Raw genomic sequence first — 25,885 nt, forward strand, 5'->3', positions numbered from 1 at the left:
GGGGTGTGGGCGGCGGGGGCGGGCGTGCCCGGCGTGGTGGTCTCGGGCGTGCTGCCGGGCGTGCTGCCGGGCGTGCTCCCGTTGCTGCGCACCGCTGCCCCGCTCACAGCGACACCAGCGATCGGCGACGGGCCACGGCGACGAACACGGGGCCACCGATGACGGCGAGCACGATGCCGACCTCGACCTCGGAGAACCCGCCGATCAGGCGACCGATGACGTCGGCGAGCAGCACGAGGGCGGCGCCGACCAGGCCGGAGACCGGCAGGGTCCAGCGGTGTCCGGTGCCGACGAGCGCGCGGGCGACGTGCGGCACGGTCAGGCCGACGAAGCCGATCGGGCCGGCAGCAGCGGTCGCACCGGCGGCGAGCAGCGTGATCCCGCCCAGGCCGACGAGCCGGGCGACGAGCACGTTCTCGCCGAGCCCCTTCGCCAGCTCGGACCCGAGCCCGAGGGCGTCGAGGGCGCGGACGTTCAGCACCGCGAGCACGAGCCCGGCGGCCAGGAACGGCCACACCGCCCCGAGGATGTCGAGCTGGCGTGCGGCGAGCGACCCGACGACCCAGAGCCGGTACGCGTCGAGCGAGGCCTGGTCGGTCAGCACGACGAAGGAGGTCAGAGCGGCGAGCAGCGCCGAGACCGCGGCCCCTGCGAGGGCGAGCGGAACCGGACTGGCCGTGCCGCTGCCGGCGATGGTCACCGAGAAGACGACGACGCTGGCGACCAGGGCCCCGACCAGGGCGAACCAGACGGTCGCGCTCGTGCTCGTCACCCCGAACACGTAGACGCCGAGCACCACCGCGAGCCCCGCTCCCGACGAGACGCCGAACAGGCCCGGGTCGGCGAGCGGGTTGCGGGTGTGTCCCTGCATGAGGAGTCCGGCGATGCCGAGAGCCGCACCGACCGCAGCACCGATCAGCGTGCGCGGGATGCGAGAGCCCCACACGATCGCCTCGTCGGTGCTCGAGCCGGAGCGTGTGAGCCCCGTCCACACCTCGGCGACACCGATGCGGTTGCTGCCGAGCAGCATGCTTGCCACGGCGACGAGCACCAGGGCGACGACGAGTCCGACGATCACCGCGGTGCGCCGCCGCATCGCGGTCCGGTGGACGCCGACGGCGCGCGACGCATCGCCGTCTCGGGCGCTGGACGCGACGGGTTCGGGGGCCTCCGGGCCGGAAGCCAGAACGGGATTGGGGGCTGGCACGGAAGTCATCTTAGGTTAGCCTTGCCTCATGGCGAAGACCCCGCGGCTCCTGCCGACGAACCCCCGGCTCTTCCGCGCCCGTGTCCTCCGGACCCAGCGGGTGACCCCCTCGATGCAGCGCGTCACCGTCTCCGGGGACGACCTGCACGAGTTCGGCTACCTCGGTTTCGACCACTGGTTCCGCCTGTTCGTCCGACGCCCCGACCAGGACGTCTTCCGGATGCCCGACCTGGACGGCAAGAAGTGGTGGCCGACGTTCCTCGGCATCCCCGAGGACATCCGCCCCCACTGCGCGAACTACACCGTCGCCGCGTACCGCCTGCTCGCCGACGGCACCGCCGAGCTCGACATCGACTTCGTCGTGCACCTGGACCACCGCGGCGAGCTCGAGGGCCGCGCCGCGATCTGGGCATGCGCCGCACGTCCCGGCGAGGAGCTCGCGATGCTCGACCAGGGCTGCATCTTCGATGTCCCCGCCGGCACCAGCGAGGTCGTCGTCGCCGCCGAGGAGACCGGCCTGCCCGGCGTCGTCGGCATCGCCGCCTCGTTGCCGCGTGACACCGTCGGCCGCATCATCCAAGAGGTCCCGACCGCCGCCGACATCCGCGACCTCGACGCCCCCGCCGGCGTGCAGGTGACCTGGATCGTCCGGCAGCCGGGCACCGTCCCGGGCAGTGGCGCCCTCGCCGAGCTGCAGCGGCACGTGCCGTCCGACGACCAGGGTTACGCGTTCGTCGTGGGGGAGTCGCGACTCGCAACGGAGGGCCGCCGCCACCTGCACCGTGCGGGCCTGCCCAAGTCGCGCATCACGTTCTCCGGGTTCTGGAAGCACGATACGAAGGTCTCCGTCCCCGCCTGACCCGCGCGGTGCCTGGCGCTTCCGGGCGTACCGCCCCAGAGCTTCCGCCCCGGTACGCCCGTTCTGCCCAGGTATGCCCGCTTCGGCCAGGTACGCCCGGTTCTTCCCCTGGCGGGCGCGATGCCTGGTGCTTCCGGGCGTACCGCTACAGAACTTCTGCCCAGGTACGCCCGTTCTGCCCAGGTATGCCCGGTTCCGCCAGGTATGCCCGCTTCGGCCCGGTACGCCCGGTCCTTCCCCTGGCGGGCGCGATGCCTGGTGCTTTCGGGCGTACCGCCACAAAACTTCCGCCCAGGTATGCCCGATTCCGCCAGGTACGCCCGGTTCCGCCAGGTACGCCCGGTTCTTCCCCTGGCGGGCGCGGTGCCTGGTGCTTCCGGGCGTACCGCTCCAGAACTTCCGCCCAGGTACGCCCGAAAGCACCAGGTGCGCCGCGCACGCGACGCGACCAACGGACGGACGGGAGGCCCGGTGCCAGCTGGCACCGGGCCTCCCGTCCGTGGTGGGGTGGCGTCAGCCCTTGAGGCCCGAGCCCGTCACGCCCTCCACGATCTGCCGCTGGAAGATCAGGTAGAGGATGATCAGCGGCAGCGCCGCGAGGATCGCACCGGCCTGGATGTCGGCGTAGCGCTGACCGAAGCTGCCCTGGACCGTGGCGAGCCCGACCGGGATCGTCATGAGGTCAGGGTTGGACAGCACGAACAGCGGCAGCAGCAGGTTGTTCCACACCCCGACGAAGGTCAGGATCGTCACGGCCGCGATCACCGGACGCGACAGCGGCAGGATGACCGACCAGTAGACCTTCCAGATGCCGGCGCCGTCGATGCGCGCCGCCTCTTCCAGCTCCTTCGGGATGCCGTCGAAGAACTGCTTGAAGATGAACACCGCGATCACGGCTGGCACCTGCGGGAAGATCACCGACCAGTAGGTGTTGAGCAGGCCGACCGCGTTGAGCTCCTGGAAGATCGGGATGATCAGCACCTGCGTCGGGATCATGATCCCGAGGATGATGAGCAGGAACGCGATGTTGCGGCCGCGGAACACCAGTCGCGACAGCGCGAACGCCGCCATCGACGCGAACAGCACGGTGAGTGCCGCCGTGACGACGCTCGTGATGGCGCTGGCGAGGTACCAGTTCCAGATGTCGCCCGCCTGGAACAGCGACGAGTAGGAGTGCAGCGTCGGGTTCCAGTTCGACAGGATCGCGTTCGCGCCGAGGGCGGCGACGCCGTTTTCCGACAGCGACGTCTTCAGGGCGAACACGCTCGGGATGAGCCAGATGATCGCGAAGATCGTCAGGACGATCCCCGACGCGATCGTGAAGCCACGACCGCTGACGCCGATCTTCGCGGCGCTCGTGGGAGCGGCCGAGGAGACGCCGGTGCGGAGTTTGCGGCCGGTGGTGGTGATGCTCTCGGTGGCGGTCATGTCAGGCCCCGATCTCTCGCTTGGCGGCAGCGCGCTCGACGAGCTGCCGGATGACCGCGATCGCCACGATCACGATGAACAGGAGGACCGACGCGGCCGATGCGGCACCGAGTCGGTTGTCGGTGAAGCCGACGCCGGTGATGAGCTGCAGCGAGACCTGGGTCGAGATGCCCGGCCCGCCGTTCGTCATCAGGTAGACCTGGTCGAAGATCTTCAGGCTCGCGATGATCTGAAGCAGGACGACCAGCGTCGTGGTGCGGCCGAGCAGGGGGAGCGTGATCGACTTGATCTGCTGCCAGTTCGACGCACCGTCGACGGCGGCGGCCTCGTACAGTTCGCGCGGGATCTCCTGCAGGCCGGCCAGGTAGAGCACGAAGTTGAAGCCGAGGGTCCACCACACGGTGGCGATCGCGACACCGATCATGGCCGTGTTCGGGCTCGACAGCATGCCGGAGCCGGGCGTCATGCCGATCGCCGACTGCAGGCTCGCCCACAGACCGGTGCTCGGCGTGAAGATGAACACCCAGATCAGCGAGATCGTCGCCGACGGCAGGATGAACGGCAGGAAGAACGCCAGGCGGAAGAACCACTGCCCGCGGTTCATCCGGTTTGTCAGCACGGCGAACACGAACGCCAGGATGACGAGCGGCGGGGTCGTGTACAGCGTGAACTGCAGCGTGTGCCAGAGCGACGACCAGAAGTCGCTGCGCCCGAGCATCTCGGCGTAGTTCGCGAACCCGGCGAAGCTGCCGAGCCCGGTGCGGACGGTCGAGGTGTTGAAGAAGCTCGTGACGATCATCCAGATCGTCGGGCCGAGCAGGAAGGCCACGTAGAACAGGCCGAACGGGGCGAGGAACAGCCAGCCGCTGCGGCCCTGGCCGCGGTTCACGCTGGAGCCGTAGGAGCGGTTCCGGCGGAGACGCGGCGCGGTGGCCGCGTCGGTCGGCCGGTCGAGGACAGGTGCTGTGGTCACGTCATCGTGCCTTTCGCGCGGTGTTCACGGCGATCGCGGTGGTCGTCTGCCCGGAGTGGTCCTGCCGGGCGGTCGCGTGCCGGGTCACAGGGGGCTCGGGGTGTTGAGGTAGGTCGCGAGCTGCGACTTGATGGCGCGCAGTGCCTGCGCGGGGGACGAGCTGCCCTGCTGCACGAGGGCGAGCTGAGCGCCCACCGTGCCCTCGAACGTCGAGCCGGATCCGCCGTACCAGGCGGCGTCGTCGAACACGGCGGTCTCGGCTGCGGCCGCGTAGTTCGACTGCGGCGTGAGCTTCTTGTACGCGGAGCTGTCGAACGTCGGGATGTAGGCCGGCACGTGCCCACCCTCGGCCCAGGTCAGGCTCTGCTCGAGCATCTGCTTGATGAAGAGCATGTGCTGCTTGCGCTGCTCCGGCGTGCGGGCCTTCTTGGGCAGGACGAACGTGTGCGAGTCCGCCTGGGTCGCCGGCTTGTCGTAGAGCTGCGGGATCGGCGCCATGCCGAAGTTCAGGCCCTTGATCGACTGCGCGGTGCTGATCTCCCACTCGCCCTGCATGAAGAAGCCGGCCTTGCCGTCGAACATGAGCGACTGCGCGGTGGCGTAGTCGAGGGCCTTGTTCAGCCAGCCCTCCTTCACCCACTTCTGGGTGCGGCTCGTGACCTCGTTGTAGGCGTCCTCGTTGACGGTGAGCTTCGAGCCGCCGTCGCTGATGAACGGGGTGGCGTCCTTCAGCTGGTTGTACATCGTCCAGAAGAAGCGCCACGGGGTGGCCGTCTCCGGCACCACGTTTGCGACGTTGAGCGCCGTGCCGCCGGTGACCTTGGCCACCGCGGCGAGGGCCTTCTCGAAGTTGTCCATGCCGTTGAGGTCGACGAGGTTGCCGTCACCGTCGATCAGGCCGGCCTTCTTGCAGACGTCGACGTTGTAGAACAGGACGAAGGGGTGGGTGTCGAGCGGGACCGCGATGTTGTTGCCGTCCGTCTTCTGCGCCGCCCAGGCCTTCTGGTTGAAGTCGGCGGCGCTCAGGCCGACGCTCGCCAGGTCGTCGGACGTGATCGGGTCGAGCAGGTCACCGTCCCAGAGCGGCTTCGCGCGGGTCAGGTGCGCGACCGCGACGTCCGGCGGCTTGTTCCCGACGGTCGCCAGTGTCAGCTTCGAGTAGTACGGGTTGCCCCACGCGAACGTGGTGCCCTGCAGCGCGCTCGAACCGCCGTGCTGCTTCGCGTAGCCGTCCTCCATGGACTGCATGCGGACGCCGTCGCCGCCGCCGAACAGGTTCCAGAAGACGAGCGTCTCGGGGTTGAGGGCGCTGCCGGCGAGACCGGCGGCGAGGGGGCTGGAACAGGCGGCGAGCGGCAGGACCGTCGCGGCCGCTGCACCGGCGGCGAGGAAGCCCCGGCGCGACAGGCGCGACGCGGGTGTTGCGGGTGGGATCGGCATGGCATCACTCCATCGGGATGGGCCGGGCTCGGGAACAGGGTCGGTGCTCCCGCCGGAGCATCGCTGCTCCGGACCCGGAGCACTGCTGCTCCGGACACGGAACGACCTTCCGGTGCTCCGTGAGCGCTCACATTAGCGCTCGCTCCCGGCATCCGCCACCCCTTTCGCGACGGCGCGGAACCCGGTAGCGTTTCCGGCAGGTGAGCGCTCACTTTCGTGACGGCCCGCTTCGGTTCCCGAAGTGTCCTCCGCCCAGCACGCCACCCTGCTCACCGCACGAACCGCACTGCCACGATCGAAGGAGATCCATGCCCCGCACACACCTCGTCCTCGACGCCGCGTTCACCGTGGGGCCGGTGCGACGTCGCCTGTTCGGCGGGTTCGTCGAGCACCTCGGCCGCCACGTCTACGACGGCATCCACGAGCCCACCCACGAGACCGCCGACGAGCACGGCTTCCGCGGGGACGTCGTCGAACTCGTCAAGGAACTCGGCGTCTCCGCCATCCGCTACCCCGGTGGCAACTTCGTCTCCGGCTACAAGTGGGAGGACGGCGTCGGCCCGGTCGAGCAGCGCCCCCGCCGCCTCGACCTCGCCTGGCACTCGACCGAGACGAACGAGGTCGGCCTGCACGAGTTCCAGCACTGGCTCGACCAGGTCGGTTCGGAACTCATGCTCGCCGTGAACCTCGGCACACGCGGCACGCAAGAGGCCATCGAGCTCCTGGAGTACGCCAACATCGACGCCGGCACCGCACTGTCCGAGTACCGTCGTTCGAACGGTCGCCAGGAACCCTTCGCCATCAAGATGTGGTGCCTCGGCAACGAGATGGACGGCCCGTGGCAGCTCGGCCACAAGAACGCCGACGACTACGGCAAGCTCGCCGCCATGACCGCCAAGGCCATGCGCCAGATCCAGCCCGACCTCGAGCTCGTCGCCTGCGGTTCCTCCGGCGCATCGATGCCGACGTTCGGCGAGTGGGAGCGCACCGTCCTCGAGCACACCTACGACGACGTGGACTACATCTCCGCGCACGCCTACTACGAGGAGGACGACGACCTGCCGTCGTTCCTCGCCTCGGGCGTCAACATGGACCACTTCATCAAGACGGTCACCACGGCCGCCGACCACGTCCAGGCGCAGAAGAAGTCCGACAAGCGCATCGACATCTCGTTCGACGAGTGGAACGTCTGGTCGATCAAGAAGTGGGAAGCGAAGGCCAAGACCTTCACGCTCGACGAGTGGCCGGTCGCCCCGCGTCTGCTCGAGGACGTCTACACCGTCGCCGACGCCGTCGTCGTGGGTGGCCTGCTCATCTCGCTGCTCCGCCACGCCGACCGTGTCGCCTCCGCCTCGCTCGCCCAGCTCGTCAACGTGATCGGCCCGATCATGACCGAGCCCGGTGGCCCGGCCTGGCGCCAGACGACGTTCTTCCCGTTCTCGGTCACCTCGCGCCTGGCGCAGGGCACCTCGCTGCAGGTCAAGGCCTCCGGTGACACGGTCGACGGCGGCAAGCACGGTGAGGTCCCGGTCGTGGACTCCGCCGCCACCGTCTCCGAGGACGGCAAGGCCGCGGTCTTCCTGGTCAACCGCCACCCGTCCGAGCCGACCACGGTGACGATCGACCTCGCCGGCATCGGTGCGACGGGCGACGTCCACGCCGAGGGCGTCTGGGACGACGACCTGCACGCCGTGAACGACCTGGAGAACACCTCGCGCGTGGGACTCCGCACGAACGAGTCGGTCCGCCGCGAGGGCGACACGGTCACGATCGAGCTCCCGCCGGTCTCCTGGACCGCCGTCTCGATCGGCTGACAAGACGCCTCGGCGCACGCCACGGCGGGCGTCGAGTGAGCACAGAGGACGTCGGGCGCTCGCGCCCGACGTCCTCTGCTCGTTGCGCGGGTGCGGCGGGCGCGAGTTCACGGGGTGGGCGACACCTCACGGGGTGACGGGCGCGTGGACTGTCGCTGGGCCCGAAACGTGGCCCGCGCGGCGGCCGGGAGGCCCGTGGTGGCCTGGCACCGGCCCTCCCGGCCGGCGTGCGGTCGCGGCCACGGGCCGAATCTCGTCTGGGCGGACGGGATGCGGCACGCGCACGGCACAGTCCGTCCGCGTGGCCGAGTCTCGGCGCGGCCGTCAGCGCGCCGGCGGCGCCGCCGTGCTCGCGCGCTCGACGAGCCGCACCGGCACCAGGTCGGCCGCCACGCTGACCCGTTCGCCGTCGATCTGGGCGAGCAGGTTCGCCACCGCTCGGCGGCCGACCTCGTCGAAGGACTGGTGCACGGTGGTCAGCGGCGGCCAGAACGAGTCGGACTCGGGGGAGTCGTCGAACCCCACCACGCTGAGCGACGACGGCACCGGGCGACCGGACTCGTGTGCGGCGCGCAGGACCCCGAGGGCGGTCTGGTCGTTCGCGGCGAACACCGCGGTGATCTCCGCCCGTGCGGCGATCTCGAGCCCGGCCTCGTACCCGTGCTCGGTCGTCCAGCCGCCGCGGAACACCGGGGGCACCTGGCGTCCGGCGCGTTCGAGGGTGTCCTGCCATGCGGCGAGGCGACGGGCTGCCGAGTACGACGACTCCGGGCCGGCGACGTGCCAGACGGTCTCGTGCCCCAGGTCGAGCAGGTGCTGCGTGGCCTGCCGGGCGCCGTCGGCCTGGTCGGTGTCGATCGCGGGGTGGTCGGTGCTGCCCGTGGAATCGATGATGACCATGGGCACGCCGTCGGGCAGCACGACCTCGGCGGTGTCGATGATGTGCGACTCGATGATGATCACGACGCCGTCGACGGCCTGTTCGTGCAGGCGCGAGAAGGCCGACCGGACACCGGCCTCGGTACGCGAGGCCATGGGCAGCAGGGTGATCGTGAAGTCGGCGACGCCGGCGGCGTCGGCGATCGCCTCGAGCGTGCGCATGTTGCCGAAGGAAGCGAGCGTGAACATGATCACGCCGATGGTGCGGAAGCGGCCGGAGCGCAGGGCGCGGGCGGCACGGTTGGGCCGGTAGCCGAGGGACTCCATCGCGCGCTGGACGCGGTCGCGGGTCTCCGGGCTGACGTTGTCGAAGCCCCGGGCGACGCGCGAGACCGTCTGCATCGACACCCCGGCGGCGTCGGCCACGGCGGCCATCGAGGGTGCGCGGCGGGTGCCGGCGGGGGACTCCATCGTCACGCTGGCGCTCCTTCCGGATCGAGGTGGCCGAGCGGTCGGCCTCCCCGGACGCTAGCGCATGTTGACGTTGCCATGCTATCGTCGCGTCGTTCGATGTTGACGTCAACATCGGTGACCGCCCGGACACCCTGATCCGGCCCGGGCCGAGCCGCCGACATCGACCACCCGAACGCAGCAGACGAAGGAGTCACATGAGCACGCTCGCAGCGCGCCCCGGTGAGGCAGCACCGCGCCCCACCGCCGAGCGCCCCGCCGGCCGCCGCCCCAAGCCGCGGGGACGGTTCACCGGATGGCTGTTCGTCGGCCCGTTCGTCGTCGTCCTGGTCCTGATGCTCATCGTGCCGATCGGCTACGCGCTCTGGCTCAGCCTGTTCCGCGACCAGCTCATCGGCGGCAACCAGTTCGTCTGGTTCGCCAACTACGTGCAGCTCTTCCAGGACGCCAAGTTCTGGTCCGGGTTCGGTCGGGTCGCGATCTTCCTGGTCGTCCAGGTGCCGATCATGCTCGGCCTCGCGCTCGTCGCCGCCCTGGCCCTGGACAGCGCCCGACTGTGGGGGACGAGCTTCTTCCGCATCGCGGTGTTCCTGCCCTACGCCGTCCCCGGGGTCGTCGCGGCTCTGATCTGGGGCTTCATCTACGGCAACCAGTTCGGTCTGACGGGCGCCGCGAACGACGCGCTCGGCATCGACCTGCTGCAGCCGTTCAGCCCGAGCTGGGTCCTGACGTCGATCGGCAACGTGGTCACGTGGGAGTTCCTCGGCTACAACATGCTGATCTTCTACGCCGCACTCCGCACCGTCCCCGGTGAGCTGTACGAGGCCGCCGAGCTCGACGGTGCCGGCCCGATGCGCACGGTCTTCTCGATCAAGCTCCCGGCGCTCCGCGGCCCGATGGTCATCGCCACGATCTTCTCGATCATCGGCAGCTTCCAGCTCTTCAACGAGCCGAACCTGCTCAAGACGCTCGCCCCGAACGTCATCGGCAGCGCCTTCACCCCGAACATGTACGCCTACTCGCTGTCCTTCAGCGGACAGCAGTTCAACTACTCCGCCACGGTCGCGATCGTGATGGGCGTGATCACCGCGGTGATCGCCTACGTCGTCCAGGTCCGCGGCACCCGCGAGGAGAACCGATGAGCACCATCCAGCACCCCGCCGGGCCCGCAGCGGCCACGGTGACCGAGGCGACCACGACGCAACGTGCGCCGCGCACCCGCTCGATCCGGGCCTCCAGGAAGGCGGAGCAGCACGTCGACGGACGCAAGCCGAAGCGTTCCGGCCTGCTCACCGCGGTCATGGTCGTCTTCGTCGTGTACTCGTTCGCGCCGCTGTTCTACCTGCTCGTGAACAGCACGAAGACGCAGGCGTCGCTGCTCTCCACGTTCGGTCTGTGGTTCGGCGGGGACTTCAACCTCTGGCAGAACATCGTCGACACGCTGACGTACAACGACGGCATCTTCCTGCAGTGGTTCGGCAACACGCTGCTCTACGTCGTCGTCGGTGCCGGCGGGGCCACCCTGCTCGCCACCGTCGCGGGCTACGGCATGGCGAAGTTCCAGTTCCCCGGTCGCCGCGCGGTCTTCGCCGTCGTCCTCGGCGCCATCGCGGTCCCCGGCACGGCCCTGGCGGTCCCGACCTTCCTGCTCTTCTCGCAGGTCGGCCTGACCAACACCCCGTGGGCGATCATCCTGCCCTCGCTGATCAGCCCGTTCGGCATGTACCTGATCTGGACGTACGCGGTCGACGCGATCCCGGCAGAACTGCTCGAGGCCGCCCGCATGGACGGCGCCGGTGAGTTCCGGATCTTCTTCACCATCGCGCTCCGCCTGCTCGCGCCCGGTGTCGTCACCGTCCTGCTGTTCGCGGTCGTCGCCACCTGGAACAACTACTTCCTGCCGCTCATCATGCTGAGCGACCCGAAGTGGTACCCGCTGACGGTCGGCCTGAACCAGTGGAACGCGCAGGCCACCGGGTCCGGCGCGCAGCCGATCTACAACCTCGTCGTCACGGGATCGCTCCTCACGATCATCCCGATCGTGGTCGCGTTCCTCTTCCTCCAGCGCTTCTGGCAGTCCGGCCTCGCGGCCGGGTCGGTCAAGGCCTGACCCCTCGGACACCAGGCTCGTGGCGACCCCGCCACGCGCCGGCCGGTCCGGCACACAGCAGCACCACCCCCTCCACGAAGAAGTGAAAGGCACTCCCATGAACAAGCGTCTCCGGCGCGGGCTCAGCGCCCTCGCCATCGGCGTCACCGCCGCGATCGCCCTCGCCGCGTGCGCCTCCGGCGGCTCCGGCTCCGGCGGTTCGGCCGACGACATCGACAAGGCCCTGAAGGACGGCGGCACGCTGACCTACTGGTCGTGGACCCCGTCGGCCAAGGCCCAGGTCGCGGCGTTCGAGAAGCAGTACCCCAAGGTGAAGGTCAAGCTCGTCAACGCGGGCACCGGCGCCGACCAGTACACGAAGCTGCAGAACACGATCAAGGCCGGCTCGGGCGCCCCCGACGTCGCCCAGGTCGAGTACTACGCCCTGCCGCAGTTCGCGCTGTCCGAGTCGCTGCTCGACCTGTCGAGCTACGGCTTCGACTCGCTCGAGAAGGACTTCGCGAAGAGCACCTGGAGTTCGGTGTCGATCGACGGCAAGGTCTACGGCCTGCCGCAGGACTCCGGCCCCATGGCGCTGTTCTACAACGAGAAGGTCTTCGACAAGCACGACATCGCCGTGCCGAAGACGTGGGACGAGTACGTCGCCGCTGCCAAGAAGCTGCACGAGGCCGACCCGAAGGCCTACATCGCGGCGGACTCCGGCGACGCCGGCTTCACCACCAGCATGATCGCCCAGGCCGGCGGCACCCCCTTCGCCACCGACGGTGACAAGGTGACCATCAACCTGCAGGACGAGGGCACCAAGAAGTGGACGAGCACCTGGAACGAGCTCGTCGAGCAGGGCCTGCTGTCGAAGACGGTGGGCTGGACCGATGACTGGTACAAGCAGCTCGGCAACGGTGAGATCGCCACGCTGATCACCGGCGCCTGGATGCCCGGCAACCTGGAGTCCGGCGTCGCCCAGGCCTCGGGTGACTGGCGCGTCGCCCCGATGCCGACCTACGACGGCGGCACCGCCCAGACCGCGAACAACGGCGGCAGCGCCCAGGTCGTCATGAAGCAGTCGAAGAACCCGGCCCTCGCCGCGGGCTTCCTCAAATGGCTGAACTCGTCGAAGGAGTCCACGAAGGTCTTCATGGAGTCCGGCGGCTTCCCGTCGACCACCGCGGACCTCGAGTCGTCGGCGTTCCTCGACGAGAAGCCGGAGTACTTCGGCGGCCAGCAGATCAACAAGGTGCTCGTCGACGCGTCGAAGTCCTCGGACAACGACTTCACCTACCTGCCGTACCAGGTGTACGCGAACAGCGTCTACGCCGACACCGTCGGTCAGGCGTACGAGAACGGCACCTCGCTCGACGCCGGCCTCGAGGCCTGGCAGAAGGCCCTCGCCAAGTACGGCAAGGACCAGGGCTTCACGGTCTCGTCGAAGTAGTTCGAGGTATCCCCGCGGGGCCGTGCGGACACGTCCGCACGGCCCCGCTCCACGCCCGGCACGCCCGGCAACGAAAGAGTCACACCATGCGCTTCGCCATCGGCGACACCGACTTCCTGCTCGACGGCGAGCCGCACCGGGTCCTGTCCGGCGCGATCCACTACTTCCGCGTGCACCCCGACCTGTGGGCCGACCGGATCCGCAAGGCGAAGCTGATGGGCCTCAACACCATCGAGACCTACGTCGCCTGGAACGCACACGCGCCGTCGCCCGGGGTGTTCGACCTGTCGGGTGGCCTGGACCTCGGTCGCTTCCTCGACCTCGTGGCCGCCGAGGGCATGCACGCCATCGTCCGCCCCGGCCCCTACATCTGCGCCGAGTGGACGAACGGCGGACTGCCGTACTGGTTGTTCGCGGACGGCACCGTGGGCGTCCGGCGCAACGAGCCCGGGTTCCTCGCAGCGGTCGAGACGTACCTGCAGCACCTGGCCCCCGTGCTGGTCCCGCGGCAGATCGACCAGGGCGGGCCCATCGTCCTGGTGCAGGTCGAGAACGAGTACGGCGCCTACGGCTCCGACCCCGAGTACCTGCGCGCACTCGAGCAGATGCACCGCGACATCGGGCTGACCGTCGCCTTCACGAGCGTCGACCAGCCGATGGGCACCATGCTCGAGGACGGCTCCCTGCCCTCGCTGCACAAGACCGGTTCGTTCGGCTCACGCTCCGCCGCCCGGCTCGAGCGCCTGCGGCAGGCCCAGCCCACCGGGCCCCTGATGTGCTCGGAGTTCTGGGATGGCTGGTTCGACAGCTGGGGCGAGCACCACCACACCACGCCGGCGTCCGCCAGTGCCGAGGACCTCGACGTCCTGCTCGCCGCCGGCGGCTCGGTGAACATCTACATGTTCCACGGCGGCACGAACTTCGGCTTCACGAACGGCGCGAACGACAAGGGCGTCTACCGCCCGATCGCGACGTCGTACGACTACGACGCCCCGCTCGACGAGGCCGGCCGGCCGACCGAGAAGTTCCACGCGTTCCGCTCGGTGATCGCGCGGTACGCGCCCGTCCCGCCGCTGCCCGCGACGATGGAGCCGGGTGGATCGGGTCGACTCGCGTCCGATGCGGCGGACGGAGTCGGTCTGGAGGCCCGGGTCACCCCCGCCACGGACCTCGCCGTCCGCCTGGACCGCGTGGCGTCGCTCCGCTCCCTGCTGCCCGCCCTCACGGCGTGGTCCGCGCACGACGAGCCGCCGACCTTCGACTCCCTCGGGGCCGCGAGCGGCTTCGTCGCGTACCGCGCCGAGGTCGACCTGCCCGCCGGAGGGGTGCTGACCGTCGGCACCGAGGTGCGCGACCGAGCGATCGTGTCGGCCGACGGTGTCGTCGTCGGGGTCCTGGAGCGTGAGCACCACGACCGCGCGATCGCCCTGCCGCCGGTGACCGGCACGCTCGAACTCCTCGTCGAGGACCAGGGCCGCGTCGACTACGGCGTCCGCATCGGCGAGCCGAAGGGCCTGATCGGCGGCGTCTCGATCGACGGCGCACGGGTGGCCCGGTGGACGGCATCGCCGCTCGCCCTCGATCCGATCGCCCCCGCTGCGATGACCGCGCTGTCCGAGGTCGCTCCGACCGGTGGCGAGGTGCTCGCCGGACCGACGTTCGCGGCTGGCTCGTTCGACCTCGACACCGTGGACGATCGGTACCTGTCGCTCGACGGGTTCCGGAAGGGTGTCGCCTGGGTCAACGGGTTCTGCCTCGGTCGGTACTGGTCGCGAGGCCCGCAGCAGACCCTGGCGATCCCGGGGCCGGTGCTCCGCCACGGTCGCAACGAGCTCGTCGTGCTCGAACTGCACGCCGCCGCTTCCCGCACAGCGTGCCTGCTCGTCGAGCCCGACCTGGGCCACACCGAGGCTTAGTCGCGCGCCTGGTCGAACCGGGCGTACCTGGTCGAATCGGGCGTACCCGGTCGGAAGTTTCGACCAGGTACGCCCGATTCTGCTTTCCATCGCGGGCGTTATGGGAGGTTTCGGACCTCGCGAGTCGCTACCCACGCTCGAACCTCGAGCAGTGCCTCGTGTCGCCACCGCCAGAGCGGAGCGAACTTCGTGCCGTCGTCCTCCCGTGCCCTGGTCAGCAGCCAGATCTGCCGTCGGTGTTCGGCCCCGTGATCGTCGCGCCACTCGACGAACGCGTCGTCGAGCACCATCGTGATCTCTGCGCGTGGAGCAGTCCACGACACGAAGAAGCCCGAGTACCGGAGCGTGTCGTCGGACAGGTGCACGGCGACGTGTCGGGTCCTGGCCGTGGCCCAGATCCCACCGGCGATGAAGGCAGCACCGAGGATGAAGACGAACACCCTCGCCGATGCTCCGGGTACGAAGGCCACGCTCGCGAGTGTGACTCCGGTCCCGATGATCACCGGGCCGGAGACGACGACGGTCAGGACGTGGTCCAGGCGAGGCGGACGGATCGTGGTCACGGCAGGGCGTCCAGGTCGGCGAGGGCGCGCTCGGCGTCGGCGATCCGGTCGGCCTCGGGGCGGGACCACCACTCGGGGCCGCGTTCGCCCAGCCCGTGCTTCGCCAAGCCGTTCCGGTGCCGTGCCGCCGCCAGGGCCTCGTCGTTGCCCGCGCGCTTCGCGGTCTTCACCGCGTTCCGCCCGCGCCCCAGGTGGGAGCGGAGTGCGGCGGCGAGTTCCTCGGGCAGGGCGGGGTCGGTGCGGCGCCAGCGTCGGCCGTCCACGACGAAGAAGTGGTCGTCGGGTTCGGCGGTCATGGTCCGAGTCTGCACCGTCGGTGGTGCCGGGTAGACAGGAGCCGATGAGCCACGAACGCGTCCGCCCGATGCTCGACGTCCGACGCATCTACGCCGAGCCGGCCGCCCTCGAACTGCAGCGCGGGCAGGAGATCGTCGGGCGTTGGCCGGACGCCGAGATCGTCCCGGTCGAGTCGCACTGGAACATCCCCGAGGTGCACGGCGACGAACGGAACGTCCAGCGCTGGGTGCGGATCAAGACCGAGGCGCTCGTGCTCGGCGTGAAGAAGTCGCTGGTGACGCGGCCGAACGGTCGCTCGGCCGACTTCATCGCACCGTCCACCGCGAACGGCTGCGCGATGGCGTGCGCGTACTGCTACGTGCCGCGGCGCAAGGGCTACAGCAACCCGGTGACCGTGTTCGCGAACATCGACCAGATCACGAAGCACGTGGCGCGGAACATCGCCAAGCAGGGACCGAAGACCGAACCGAACCAGTGCGACCCGGAAGCCTGGGTCTACGACATCGGCGAGAACAGCGACTGCTCGGTCGACGCGATGATCAGCGACAACGTCCGTGACCTCTGCGACCTGTTCCGGATGACCCCAACGGCCAAGGCGTCGTTCGCGACCAAGTACGTCAACCGTGACCTGCTCGACTGGGACCCGATGGGCCGGACCCGGATCCGCTTCTCACTGATGCCGCACGAGACCGCGAAGGTCACCGACATCCGCACGAGCCCGATCGCCGAGCGGATCGCCGCGGTGAACGACTTCGTCGACGCCGGGTACGAGGTCCACCTGAACTTCTCGCCGGTCATCCTCACGCCGACGTGGGAGTCGGACTGGGCCGAGCTGCTCCGGCAGGTCGACGACGTGCTGTCCCCGGCCGCCAAGGCGCAGCTCGCGGCCGAGGTGATCTTCCTGACCCACAACCAGCCCCTGCACGAGGTCAACCTCGGGTGGCACCCCAGGGCCGAGGACCTGCTGTGGCGTCCGGACCTGCAGGAGCAGAAGGTGTCCCAGAACGGTGCCGTGAACGTGCGCTACCGGTCCGGCATGAAGGGGCAGCTCGTCGAGCGCTTCCGCGAACTCGTGGCCGAGCACCTGCCGTCGTGCCGGATCCGGTACGCCTTCTGATCGGCGACCTCCCCGATCAGGGGATGAGCCGGTCCGTCCGGTACCGGTCGAACAGGTCCGCGAAGGCCTGCTCGGTCCGGCGGAACGCCGTGAACCCGGCGTCGCGGCTCTTCCCCATGTCGGTGACGACCTCCATCGCTCGACCGAGGTCGGCGTCGGTGTGCCACCACGAGGCGAGCCGGATGATGTCGGCCTCGGCGAGACCGTGGCGCTCGGCGATACCGGCCCACTCGGACTCGTACGGCGCCATCTGCTCCTGGAGCGGTCGCGGAGCGTCCTCGTAGCCCACCACGCGCGTGGGATCGACACCGAGGTGCGCGGCCAGGCGCGGCCACATCCAGCGCCACCGGAAGACGTCGCCGTTGACGATGTTGAACGGCTCGTCCGCACCCTCGGGCGACGTCGAGGCCCACACCATGTGCTCGGCGAGGATCCCGGCGTCGGTCATGTCGGTCAGGCCGTTCCACTGCGCCTCACTGCCCGGGAACACGAAGTCCAGGTCGAGTTCCTTCGCCAGCGTGGCCTGCACGGCGAGCGTGAGGCCCATGTTCATGGCGTTGCCGACCGCGTGCCCGATCACGGTGTGCGAGCGGTGCACGGACCAGGTGAACCCCTGGCGCTCGGCGGCGGCGAAGAGTTCGTCCTCTTGCGCGTAGTAGAAGTTCGGGGTGTCGAGGCGCGGCTCCTCCTCGTGGAAGGGGGTGTCGGGCATCTCGCCGGCGGCGTACGCCTCGAACGGGCCGAGGTAGTGCTTCAGGCCGGTGACGAGGGCGACGTGCTCGAGCGGAGCGTGCGACAGCGCCGCGAGCAGGTCGCGGACCATGCCGCCGTTCACGCGGATGTTCTCCGCCTCGGTGTCCTGCCGCTGCCAGGCGGTGAAGAAGACGTGGGTCGGGTGCTCGTCGGCGAGTGCGGCCGCCAGGCTGACGGGAGCACGCAGGTCGGCCGCGACGGTGCGGACGCCCTGTTCGGCGAGCGGCCGGCGGGAGAGTGCCGTCACGTCCCAGCCGAGGTCGAGCAGGTGGCGTACCAGGGCGGAACCGGTGATGCCACTGGCTCCGACGACCAGGGCTTCGCGGCGGGCAGGAGTCTGTTCGGTCGATCCGGTTGCAGTCATCCCTCGATGCAACCCACAGTGGACGACACGTGTTCCCTCACTGCGTCCCGGTTCCAGTCCAGTGTGCACAATAACGCACCACTTGTACCGTTGAGCGGTACACTCCTTGCGGAGGACTCGACATGCAACTCGTGCAACCACTCGCCACGCTGCTGGGAGCCACACAGGCCGACGCGCTCCGCGTCCTCGCCCGGACCGATTCCGGCATGACCGGACGACAGGTTGCACGGGTCGCGGGCGCTCCGCAGCACACCGGCATCAAACGAGCGCTCGACAAGCTCGAGGCAGCAGGGCTCGTGCAGGTCGAGCGCGGTCTGCAGCACTCGGCCTACCGGGTCAACCGGGAACACCTGCTCTGGCCGGCGGTGGAACTCGGACTCGAAGCCGGCGACGAACTCGAACGTCGCATCGGCGCGTACGTCGAGTCGGCGCGGGCCGGGGTCCTCTCGGTCTCGATCTTCGGTTCAGTGGCCCGGGGCACCGCGACGCCGACGTCCGACCTGGACCTCCTCGTCGTCTTCGAGCAGACCGTCGACATCGACGTCGTCGTCCGCCTCGGTGACCTCGTCCGGCGGTGGACCGGCAACGAGTGCCAGGTCTTCGACGTGACCCGCGCTGATCTCCGTCGGTTCGTGGCCGAGGGAGACCCGCTCGTCGGGTCGTGGCGAGAAGAAGCCCGAACAGTCTTCGGCGAGGAGATCAGGACGTACATCTGATGGGTGCCTGCGTGCGCGCCGTCGACAGGGCCGCAGTCGCGATGCGCCGAGACGAAGCGGAGTCCTACCTCGAGGTCGCGCTCCTCTACGTCGAGTCGGCGAGTCACGCGGATTGGAAGGCCGCCGGCGCGAACGCTGTGCTCGGCGGGATCGCGGCGTCGGACGCGATCTGCGGTGCGATCCTCGGCTACCACCACCTCGGCGACGACCACGCCGCCGCTCGACGCCTGCTCGACGCGGCCTGCGCACCGGACACGCGACCCGGCCTGCACTTCAAGCGCCTGACCGATGAGAAGACGAACTTCCAGTACTCGACGTCGCGTGTGACGCAGGAGAAGACACGGGCGCTGGTGACCGCACTCGAACGGCTCATCCGTACGGTCCACGAGCGCACCTGAAACGGGCACGCCGCGCCCCTGATCACCGCGGACGGCGGATGCGGATCGGACCCTTGGCGGTCGACGGGTCGACGACGGACCCGCCCTGGGTGATCTCGACCTCGCCGCGCGCGACCATGCGTCGGGCGGCTCGACGTGCCGGCTCCATCAGCGGTCGCCAGTCGTCCGGGTCCAGCGAGCGGGCGACCTCGGACGGGCAGATGCTCGAGGTCCGTGCCCGCGCCGCGAGCAGTTCGTCGATGCGCTGCTCCAGAGCCCGGTCGACGTCGTCGAGACCGTGTCGACGGCAGGCTCCGGAACACCACTTCGCCTCCGGCGCCGCCGACGACGGCATCCGTCGCCCGCACGAGGCACAGGTGCGGTCGGCGTGTGCCGACTCCGACGCCGACGCATCGGCTTCCGTCCTGATCGCCCGTCCCATGGCCCCCATCATCGTCCCGCCGAGCACGTCGGTACACAGCGACCACGCACACGGTCCAGGTGCGCCTGGCAGCATCGGAGCGGTGAACCCCGACACCGTCCCTGCCCGTCCGTCCGAACCGGCCTGGGTCCAGCACGTGATGTGGTGGCACGTCTACCCGCTCGGCTTCGTCGGCGCCGAGGTCCGTCCGACGTCACCGGTGGGGGAGCGTCCGCTCGGACACCGTCTCGACCGCCTGACCGAGTGGCTCGACCACGTCGTCGACCTCGGTCTGAACGGTCTGTTGCTCGGACCGGTGTTCGCGAGCTCGACCCACGGGTACGACACGGTCGACCACTTCCGCATCGACCCGCGCCTGGGCGACGACGCCGACTTCGACGCCCTGGTGACGGCGGCGCACGAGCGGGGCGTGCGGGTGCTGCTGGACGGGGTGTTCAACCACGTCGGCCGGGAGCACCCGGCCTTCCGCGCGTTGTCGGAGCAGGGCCCGGAGGCGCCGACCGCCGACCTGTTCGCCATCGACTGGTCCGGGTGGCAGCCGGGGCAGCCCGTGCCCGTCGGGCTGTTCGAAGGCCACGACATCCTCGTCGCGCTCGACCACGACAGCCGCGCCACCGAGGACCTCGTGGTGCAGGTCATGACGCACTGGCTGGACCGCGGGGTGGACGGTTGGCGACTCGACGCGGCGTACGCGGTGCCGCCGGCGTTCTGGGCGCGGGTGCTGCCGCGGGTGCGGGAGCGGTTCTCGGACGCCTGGTTCAGCGGCGAGGTGATCCACGGTGACGCGGCGGTGATCGCCCGCGATTCGACGATGGACTCGCTGACCCAGTACGAGCTGTGGCAGGGGATCTGGCACGGCATCGCGGACCGCAACGGCCACGAGCTCGCGCACGCGATCGAGCGGCACGACGCCCTGCTGCCCACCTTCGCCCCGACGACGTTCGTCGGCAACCACGACGTCACCCGGATCGCGAGCGCGGTGGGGGACCGGTTCGCCGGGCACGCCGCCGCGGTGCTGTTCACGGTGGCGGGGACCCCGGTGGTCTACGCGGGCGACGAGTACGGCTGGGCCGGGGTGAAGGAGGAACGCGAGGGCGGCGACGACGCGGTCCGCCCGGAGTTCCCGGCCGAGGTGCCGGAGCCGACGGACCTGACCCACGCGTACGAGGCGCTCATCGCCCTGCGTCGCCGGAACCCGTGGCTGCACCGCGCGCACACCGACGTCGTGCACCTGACCAACACCGCCGTGGTGCTGCGGACCGCGACGGCGGACGCCGCCGTGGTGACCGCCCTGAACCTGTCGGACGATCCCGTCGAGGTGCCCGTGGCCGACGCGACGCAGGTCGAGGCGGGCGGTGCCGATCTCGGGGACGGGACCCTGCGCCTCCCGGCCGGGGGTTGGGCCGTCCTGTCGCGATCGTGAGCAGAAACGGTCGGGTCCCCATCGAGGACCCGACCGTTCCTGCTCACGAAGCGAACGCGCGAACGCGCGAACGCACGACCGCTACTTGCGCGCGGATGCCGCCCGGCGCTTGTTGAACACGTCGAACGCGACGGCGGCGAGCAGCACCAGACCCTTGATCAGGGATTGGAACTCGGTGCCGACACCGAGGATCGACATGCCGTTGTTCAGCAGGCCGATGATCAGACCACCGACGATGGCACCCGGCACGGTGCCGATGCCGCCGGTGACGGCAGCACCACCGATGAAGACGGCGGCGATGGCGTCGAGCTCGAAGCCGTTGCCAGCGCCCGGCGCCGCCAGGTTGAGCTGGCCGGTGAAGACCACGCCCGCCAGGGCCGAGATGACACCCATGTTGACGAAGAGCAGGAACGTGACGCGCTTCGTCTTCACACCCGACAGCTGCGCGGCCAGGGCGTTGCCACCGATCGCGTAGATGTGGCGGCCGAACACCGCGCTCCGCATGACGACCGAGTAGATCACCACGAGGGCACCGAGCACGACGAGCACGATCGGAGTGCCGTTGTAGCTGGCGAGCAGGAGTGCCACGTAGATCACGAGCACGGCGCCGAAGGCCGTCTTCACGATGAACCAGGCGAACGGCTCGCTCTCGAGCTGGTACTTGCGACGCGTGATGCGACCGCGGAACGCCGCGATCACCATGACGGCCGCGGCGGCGAAGCCGAGGATCATCGTGAGCGGCTCGTACCCGGTGGTGCCGAAGGACGGCAGGAAGCCGGAGCCGAGCGAGCGGAAGCCGGCGGGGAACGGCGAGATCTGCTGGTTCTGCAGGACGATCTGCGCCGCGCCGCGGAACGCGAGCATGCCCGCCAGCGTCACGATGAACGCCGGGATCCCGAAGTACGCGATCCAGAAGCCCTGCCAGGCGCCGACGAGCGCACCGACCACCAGGCAGAGCACGACCGCGATCGGCCACGGGATGTTCCACTGCGTGATCATCACGCCGGCCATGGCACCGGTGAAGGCGACCACCGAGCCGACCGACAGGTCGATGTGGCCGGCGATGATGACCATGACCATGCCGATGGCCAGGATGAGGATGTAGCTGTTCTGGACGATCAGGTTCGAGACGTTGATCGGGGCCAGCGTGATGCCGTTCGTGGTCACCTGGAAGAAGATGACGATGACGATCAGCGCGATGAACAGGCCGATCTGTCGGAGCTGCCCGGTGAGGTAGCCGACGGCGGACTTAAGCGCGTTCATTGACAGGGGTCTCCCGTTCCTGGGTCATGTACTGCATGAGGACCTCGGGCGTCGCCTCGGCGCGCGGGACGTCGGCCGTGATGGTGCCCTCGGAGAGGGTGTAGATGCGGTCGCAGATGCCGAGCAGTTCGGGGAGCTCGGAGGAGATCACGATGACCGCCTTCCCCTGGTCGGCGAGCTGGTTGATGATCGTGTAGATCTCGTACTTCGCGCCGACGTCGATGCCGCGGGTCGGCTCGTCGAGGATGAGCACGTCGGGGTCGGCGTACATCCACTTCGACAGGACGACCTTCTGCTGGTTCCCGCCGGAGAGCTTCCCCGTCACGACGTCGACGTTCGGCGCCTTGATGTTGAGGCTCTTGAGGAACTGGCTCGCCACCGTGGTCTCCTCGGAGGAGTTCACGAAGCCCCAGTTCGCGAGCTTGCCGAGCGCCGACCCGGAGATGTTCCGCTTGATGTCGTCGATCAGGTTCAGGCCGTAGCGCTTGCGGTCCTCGGTGACGTAGGCGATGCCGTTGTCGATCGCCTGCGAGACGGTGTGCGTCTTGATCGGGGTGCCGCGCTTGTAGACGGTGCCGCTGATGCCGGTGCCGTAGGACTGGCCGAAGACGCTCATCGCGAGTTCCGTGCGGCCGGCGCCCATGAGCCCGGCGATGCCGACGACCTCGCCGGCGCGGACGTTGAGGTTGGCCTGGTGGATGATCTCGCGCGACGAGTCGAGCTGGTGGTGGACGGTCCAGTCCTCGATCCGCAGCAGTTCCTCGCCGATGACGGGGTTCTCGCGCTCGGGGTACCGGTTCGACAGGTCACGGCCGACCATCCCGCGGATGATCCGGTCCTCGGACACGTCGTCGGCCCGCATGTCGAGCGTCTCGATGGTCTTGCCGTCGCGGATGATCGTGACCTTGTCCGCGATCGCCTTGATCTCGTTGAGCTTGTGGCTGATGATGATGGCCGTCATGCCCTCGGCCTGCAGCGAGCGGATGAGCTCGAGCAGGTGCGCGGAGTCGTCGTCGTTCAGCGCGGCGGTGGGCTCGTCGAGGATGAGGAGCTTCACCTCCTTCGAGAGCGCCTTCGCGATCTCGACGAGCTGCTGCTTGCCGACACCGAGGTCGACGACCTTGGTGACGGGGTTGTCCTTCAGCCCGACCCGCTTGAGCAGTTCGGCGGCCGTCAGGTTCGTCTTGTTCCAGTCGATGAAGCCGCCCTTGGACTGCTCGTTGCCGAGGAAGATGTTCTCGGCGATCGACAGGAAGGGGCTGAGCGCCAGCTCCTGGTGGATGATCACGACGCCCGCAGCCTCGGAGTCGTTGATGTTCGCGAACCGCACGGGTTCGCCGTCGAGCAGGATCTCGCCGTCGAAGGAGCCGGCCGGGTAGACACCCGACAGCACCTTCATGAGCGTCGACTTGCCCGCGCCGTTCTCGCCGCAGATCGCGTGGACCTGGCCGCGCTCGACCTCGATCGAGACGCCCTGCAGGGCCTTGACGCCGGGGAACGTCTTGGTGATGTCCCGCATCTCGAGGATGGTGTCCGCCATGTGGACGCCTTTCCGTCGTGCGCGCGTGCGCGCGCTGGTGGAGACGGACTGGAGGCGCGGTGCGCAGCTGGCACCGCGCCTCCGGTCCGTGAGATGGGCCTGACTACTTCAGGTCGGCTTCGGTGTAGTACCCCGAGTCCACGAGGACTTCCTTGTAGTTGTCCTTCGTGACGACCGTCGGCTGGAACAGGAAGGTCGGGACGACCTTGACCTTGTTGTCGTAGCTCTTCGTGTCGTTGACCTCGGGCTTCTTGCCGGTGAGCAGGTCCTCGGCCATGGTGACCGACTGCTTGGCGAGCTTGCGCGTGTCCTTGTAGATCGTCGAGTACTGCTGGCCGGCGATGATCGACTTGACCGAGGCGGCCTCGGCGTCCTGGCCCGTGACGGTCGGGAGCGGACGGTCGCTCGTGCCGTACCCGGCGCCCTGGAGCGCCGAGATGATGCCGATCGAGATGCCGTCGTACGGGGAGAGCACGCCGTCGAGCGTGGTGCCGCCCGAGTAGGACTTGGCGACCAGGTTCTGCATGCGGGCCTTGGCCGTGGCCGGGTCCCACTGCTGCGTCGCGGCCTGGGACAGCTCGTCCTGGCCGGACTGGATCTTCAGCGTGCCGTCCTCGAGGTACGGCTTGAGCGTCTTCATGGCGCCGTTGAAGAAGAAGCCCGCGTTGTTGTCGTCGAGCGAGCCGGCGAAGACCTCGATGTTGAAGGGGCCCTTCTCGCCGGTCTTCTTGCCGTCCGCGTCGAGCACACCCAGGCCGGTGAGCAGGCTGTTCGCCTGGTCGACGCCGACCTTCTCGTTGTCGAAGGACACGTAGTAGTCGACGTTCTCGTTGCCCGTGAGCAGACGGTCGTACGAGATCACCTTGATGCCGGCCTTGGCGGCGGCGTCGAGCTGGTCGGAGAGCGCGCCACCGTCGATCGACGCGATGATCAGGACCTTCGCGCCCTTGGTGATCATGTTGCTGACCTGCTGGGCCTGCTGCTGGACCTTGTTGTCGCCGTACTCGAGGTCGACCTTGTAACCGGCCTTCTCGAGGTCGCTCTTGACGGCGTTGCCGTCCTTGATCCACCGCTCGGAGACCTTGGTGGGCATGGCGACGCCGACGAGGGCGCCCTTGTTGTCGCCGCTGCCGCCACCATCGGTGGACGCACGGCCGCCGGCCGAGCAAGCGGCCAGCGAGATCGCGATGCCGACGGCTGCGACGCCCGCGATGATCCTGCGCTTCATCATCGAAGTACCTCTGTTCCTTCGCGTCGTCCTCGACGCGGTCGGGTGCCGGGGCTGCTGTGCCCCGCGGGATGCGCTCGTGTGAGCGCTCACATCTTGTGGGTTCCGTGACGGGGTGTCAACTCAACACCGCCGTTTCGTGATCTTGCCGCGGCGGCCGGACCGAGCGGTACGGTTGGCCACGTGAGCACCACGACCGCCCCCGAGGGCAGGGGCGGCAAACGCCGGAAGGCCCCGACGATCTTCGACGTCGCCGAACGCGCCGGCGTGTCCCACCAGACCGTCTCCCGCGTGATCAACGGCGACCCGACCGTCCGCGAGCAGTACCGGACGCAGGTCACCGACGCCGTCACCGAGCTCGGGTACCGGCCCCGTGCCGCCGCCCGGGCGCTCGCCGGTGGGCGGAGCAAGGCGCTCGGCATCATCACCGCCGGCGACGCGCTGTACGGCCCGTCGAGCACCTCGATCGGCTTCGAACGGGCCGCGCGCTCCGCCGGCTACCACGTGCTGCTGTCGACCCTGCCGGAAGAGCCGCGGCCGTCCGACCTGTCCGGGGCGCTCACCACGCTGCTCGCGCAGGACGTCGCCGCGATCGTGCTGGTCGCCGCGGACAACCGGGTGCTCGACGCCCTCGCGTCGCTCACCGTGCCGGTCACGGTGCCCGTCGTGGTGTCGAACGCCGTGCAGCGCGACGCCGTCCGGACCCCGGTCGCGCCGAGCGTCGCCGCCGTCGCCATCGACCAGGCGGCGGGCACCTCGCTCGTCATGCAGCACCTGTTCGACCGCGGACACCGCCGGATCGTGCACATCGCCGGGCCGCACGTGTCGCAGGAGTCCGAGGTGCGCCGCGCCACCTACGTGCGGATCATGCAGGACGCCGGGCTCGAACCGGTCGTGCTCGAGGGCGACTGGACCCCGGCGAGCGGCTTCGCGGCCGCACGGCACATCGACGTGGGGACGGTCGACGCCGTCTTCGCGGGCAACGACCAGATGGCGCTCGGCGTGCTGCACGCCTTCGCCGACGAGGGGCTGCGGGTGCCCGACGACATCGCGGTCGTGGGCTTCGACGACGTCCCCGAGGCCGCGCACTTCACGCCGCCGCTGACCACCGTGCGGCAGGACTTCCGGGCGATGGGGGAGCGGGTGCTCGACACCGTGCGGGCCCTGGTCGAGGGGGATCCCCGCGACGAGACGCTGCTCGCGCCCGAGCTGGTGGTGCGGCGCAGCACGTAGCGACCCCTCGCGCCACACCGGCGGCGCCCCTCGCACCGTG

23 protein-coding genes are annotated in these 25,885 nt (G+C 69.4%); 11 read left to right on the forward strand and 12 right to left on the reverse strand.

Annotated elements, in window-relative coordinates:
- Positions 1-103: 103 nt before the first annotated feature.
- Entirely contained in the window at positions 104-1,207 is a 1,104-nt protein-coding gene (locus DEJ35_RS16395; protein WP_258378516.1) for an iron ABC transporter permease, read from the reverse strand.
- 28 nt (positions 1,208-1,235) lie between these two features.
- Here DEJ35_RS16395 and DEJ35_RS16400 point away from each other — a divergent pair, with 28 nt between their 5' ends.
- On the forward strand, positions 1,236-2,066 hold the full coding sequence (locus DEJ35_RS16400) for a siderophore-interacting protein (protein ID WP_111193177.1): 831 nt from the start codon (positions 1,236-1,238) through the stop codon (positions 2,064-2,066).
- Positions 2,067-2,579: 513 nt separating this feature from the next.
- Here DEJ35_RS16400 and DEJ35_RS16405 read toward each other — a convergent pair.
- The 3 genes from DEJ35_RS16405 to DEJ35_RS16415 all read right to left on the reverse strand — a co-directional run bounded on the left by DEJ35_RS16405 (position 2,580) and on the right by DEJ35_RS16415 (position 5,907).
- Positions 2,580-3,494 carry a carbohydrate ABC transporter permease gene (locus DEJ35_RS16405; RefSeq protein ID WP_110862597.1) on the reverse strand — a complete coding sequence of 305 codons (915 nt, stop codon included), beginning with the start codon at positions 3,492-3,494 and terminating at the stop codon, positions 2,580-2,582.
- Position 3,495: 1 nt separating this feature from the next.
- Positions 3,496-4,467 carry a carbohydrate ABC transporter permease gene (locus DEJ35_RS16410; protein ID WP_110862596.1) on the reverse strand — a complete coding sequence of 324 codons (972 nt, stop codon included), beginning with the start codon at positions 4,465-4,467 and terminating at the stop codon, positions 3,496-3,498.
- A gap of 84 nt (positions 4,468-4,551) precedes the next feature.
- The gene (locus DEJ35_RS16415; protein ID WP_110862595.1) at positions 4,552-5,907 is read right to left on the reverse strand and encodes an extracellular solute-binding protein; all 1,356 of its coding nucleotides are present in this window, start codon (positions 5,905-5,907) and stop codon (positions 4,552-4,554) included.
- 308 nt (positions 5,908-6,215) lie between these two features.
- On the opposite strand from DEJ35_RS16415, the gene DEJ35_RS16420 reads away from it, so the two are divergent.
- Complete coding sequence (locus tag DEJ35_RS16420) at positions 6,216-7,721, forward strand: alpha-N-arabinofuranosidase (protein ID WP_111091189.1); 1,506 nt, start codon at positions 6,216-6,218, stop codon at positions 7,719-7,721.
- 324 nt (positions 7,722-8,045) lie between these two features.
- Here the strand turns inward: DEJ35_RS16420 and DEJ35_RS16425 are convergent, their stop codons facing one another.
- Entirely contained in the window at positions 8,046-9,071 is a 1,026-nt protein-coding gene (locus tag DEJ35_RS16425; RefSeq protein WP_181435612.1) for a LacI family DNA-binding transcriptional regulator, read from the reverse strand.
- 197 nt (positions 9,072-9,268) lie between these two features.
- Between DEJ35_RS16425 and DEJ35_RS16430 the strand changes: the two genes are divergently transcribed.
- The 4 genes from DEJ35_RS16430 (at position 9,269) to DEJ35_RS16445 (ending at position 14,529) form a co-directional block, all read left to right on the forward strand.
- The gene (locus DEJ35_RS16430; RefSeq protein WP_027466150.1) at positions 9,269-10,213 is read left to right on the forward strand and encodes a carbohydrate ABC transporter permease; all 945 of its coding nucleotides are present in this window, start codon (positions 9,269-9,271) and stop codon (positions 10,211-10,213) included.
- A complete protein-coding gene (locus DEJ35_RS16435; protein ID WP_220032968.1) occupies positions 10,210-11,181 on the forward strand; it encodes a carbohydrate ABC transporter permease in 972 nt (323 codons plus the stop codon). The genes DEJ35_RS16430 and DEJ35_RS16435 overlap by 4 nt, the downstream gene beginning before the upstream one ends.
- A 97-nt stretch (positions 11,182-11,278) precedes the next feature.
- The gene (locus tag DEJ35_RS16440; RefSeq protein ID WP_181420171.1) at positions 11,279-12,613 is read left to right on the forward strand and encodes a sugar ABC transporter substrate-binding protein; all 1,335 of its coding nucleotides are present in this window, start codon (positions 11,279-11,281) and stop codon (positions 12,611-12,613) included.
- Between the two features lie 86 nt (positions 12,614-12,699).
- Positions 12,700-14,529, forward strand: coding sequence for a beta-galactosidase family protein (locus DEJ35_RS16445; RefSeq protein WP_111122952.1), 1,830 nt, complete (start codon positions 12,700-12,702; stop codon positions 14,527-14,529).
- 98 nt (positions 14,530-14,627) lie between these two features.
- On the opposite strand, the gene DEJ35_RS16450 is transcribed toward DEJ35_RS16445, so the two are convergent.
- Entirely contained in the window at positions 14,628-15,092 is a 465-nt protein-coding gene (locus DEJ35_RS16450) for a hypothetical protein (protein WP_111091191.1), read from the reverse strand.
- A complete protein-coding gene (locus DEJ35_RS16455; RefSeq protein WP_111091192.1) occupies positions 15,089-15,388 on the reverse strand; it encodes a biopolymer transporter Tol in 300 nt (99 codons plus the stop codon). The genes DEJ35_RS16450 and DEJ35_RS16455 overlap by 4 nt, the downstream gene beginning before the upstream one ends.
- A gap of 44 nt (positions 15,389-15,432) precedes the next feature.
- Here DEJ35_RS16455 and DEJ35_RS16460 point away from each other — a divergent pair, with 44 nt between their 5' ends.
- Positions 15,433-16,506, forward strand: coding sequence for a spore photoproduct lyase family protein (locus DEJ35_RS16460; RefSeq protein WP_111091193.1), 1,074 nt, complete (start codon positions 15,433-15,435; stop codon positions 16,504-16,506).
- 16 nt (positions 16,507-16,522) lie between these two features.
- Here DEJ35_RS16460 and DEJ35_RS16465 read toward each other — a convergent pair whose 3' ends face one another.
- On the reverse strand, positions 16,523-17,623 hold the full coding sequence (locus tag DEJ35_RS16465) for an SDR family oxidoreductase (RefSeq protein WP_111193178.1): 1,101 nt from the start codon (positions 17,621-17,623) through the stop codon (positions 16,523-16,525).
- Positions 17,624-17,745: 122 nt separating this feature from the next.
- Here DEJ35_RS16465 and DEJ35_RS16470 point away from each other — a divergent pair, with 122 nt between their 5' ends.
- On the forward strand, positions 17,746-18,339 hold the full coding sequence (locus tag DEJ35_RS16470) for a nucleotidyltransferase domain-containing protein (protein WP_110862586.1): 594 nt from the start codon (positions 17,746-17,748) through the stop codon (positions 18,337-18,339).
- Between the two features lie 11 nt (positions 18,340-18,350).
- Positions 18,351-18,737, forward strand: a complete 387-nt coding sequence (locus DEJ35_RS16475) for a hypothetical protein (RefSeq protein WP_146244825.1) — start codon at positions 18,351-18,353, stop codon at positions 18,735-18,737.
- A gap of 22 nt (positions 18,738-18,759) precedes the next feature.
- Here DEJ35_RS16475 and DEJ35_RS16480 read toward each other — a convergent pair whose 3' ends face one another.
- Positions 18,760-19,158 carry a DUF3253 domain-containing protein gene (locus tag DEJ35_RS16480; protein ID WP_111193180.1) on the reverse strand — a complete coding sequence of 133 codons (399 nt, stop codon included), beginning with the start codon at positions 19,156-19,158 and terminating at the stop codon, positions 18,760-18,762.
- Between the two features lie 82 nt (positions 19,159-19,240).
- On the opposite strand from DEJ35_RS16480, the gene DEJ35_RS16485 reads away from it, so the two are divergent.
- Positions 19,241-20,581 (forward strand): alpha-amylase family glycosyl hydrolase, encoded by a 1,341-nt coding sequence (locus tag DEJ35_RS16485; protein ID WP_258378517.1) that lies wholly within the window; start codon positions 19,241-19,243, stop codon positions 20,579-20,581.
- An 81-nt stretch (positions 20,582-20,662) separates the two neighbouring features.
- Here DEJ35_RS16485 and mmsB read toward each other — a convergent pair whose 3' ends face one another.
- The 3 genes from mmsB to chvE form a co-directional block, all read right to left on the reverse strand.
- Positions 20,663-21,844 carry a multiple monosaccharide ABC transporter permease gene (gene mmsB / locus DEJ35_RS16490; protein WP_027466160.1) on the reverse strand — a complete coding sequence of 394 codons (1,182 nt, stop codon included), beginning with the start codon at positions 21,842-21,844 and terminating at the stop codon, positions 20,663-20,665.
- Positions 21,831-23,384, reverse strand: a complete 1,554-nt coding sequence (mmsA, locus tag DEJ35_RS16495; RefSeq protein ID WP_110862583.1) for a multiple monosaccharide ABC transporter ATP-binding protein — start codon at positions 23,382-23,384, stop codon at positions 21,831-21,833. The genes mmsB and mmsA overlap by 14 nt, the downstream gene beginning before the upstream one ends.
- A 103-nt stretch (positions 23,385-23,487) precedes the next feature.
- Complete coding sequence (chvE, locus tag DEJ35_RS16500) at positions 23,488-24,615, reverse strand: multiple monosaccharide ABC transporter substrate-binding protein (protein WP_111193181.1); 1,128 nt, start codon at positions 24,613-24,615, stop codon at positions 23,488-23,490.
- A 180-nt stretch (positions 24,616-24,795) separates the two neighbouring features.
- Here chvE and DEJ35_RS16505 point away from each other — a divergent pair, with 180 nt between their 5' ends.
- Positions 24,796-25,845, forward strand: a complete 1,050-nt coding sequence (locus tag DEJ35_RS16505; RefSeq protein ID WP_110862581.1) for a substrate-binding domain-containing protein — start codon at positions 24,796-24,798, stop codon at positions 25,843-25,845.
- Positions 25,846-25,885: the final 40 nt, after the last annotated feature.

It is taken from the genome of Curtobacterium sp. MCPF17_051 (assembly GCF_003234595.1).
Taxonomy (GTDB): Bacteria; Actinomycetota; Actinomycetes; order Actinomycetales; family Microbacteriaceae; genus Curtobacterium; species Curtobacterium flaccumfaciens.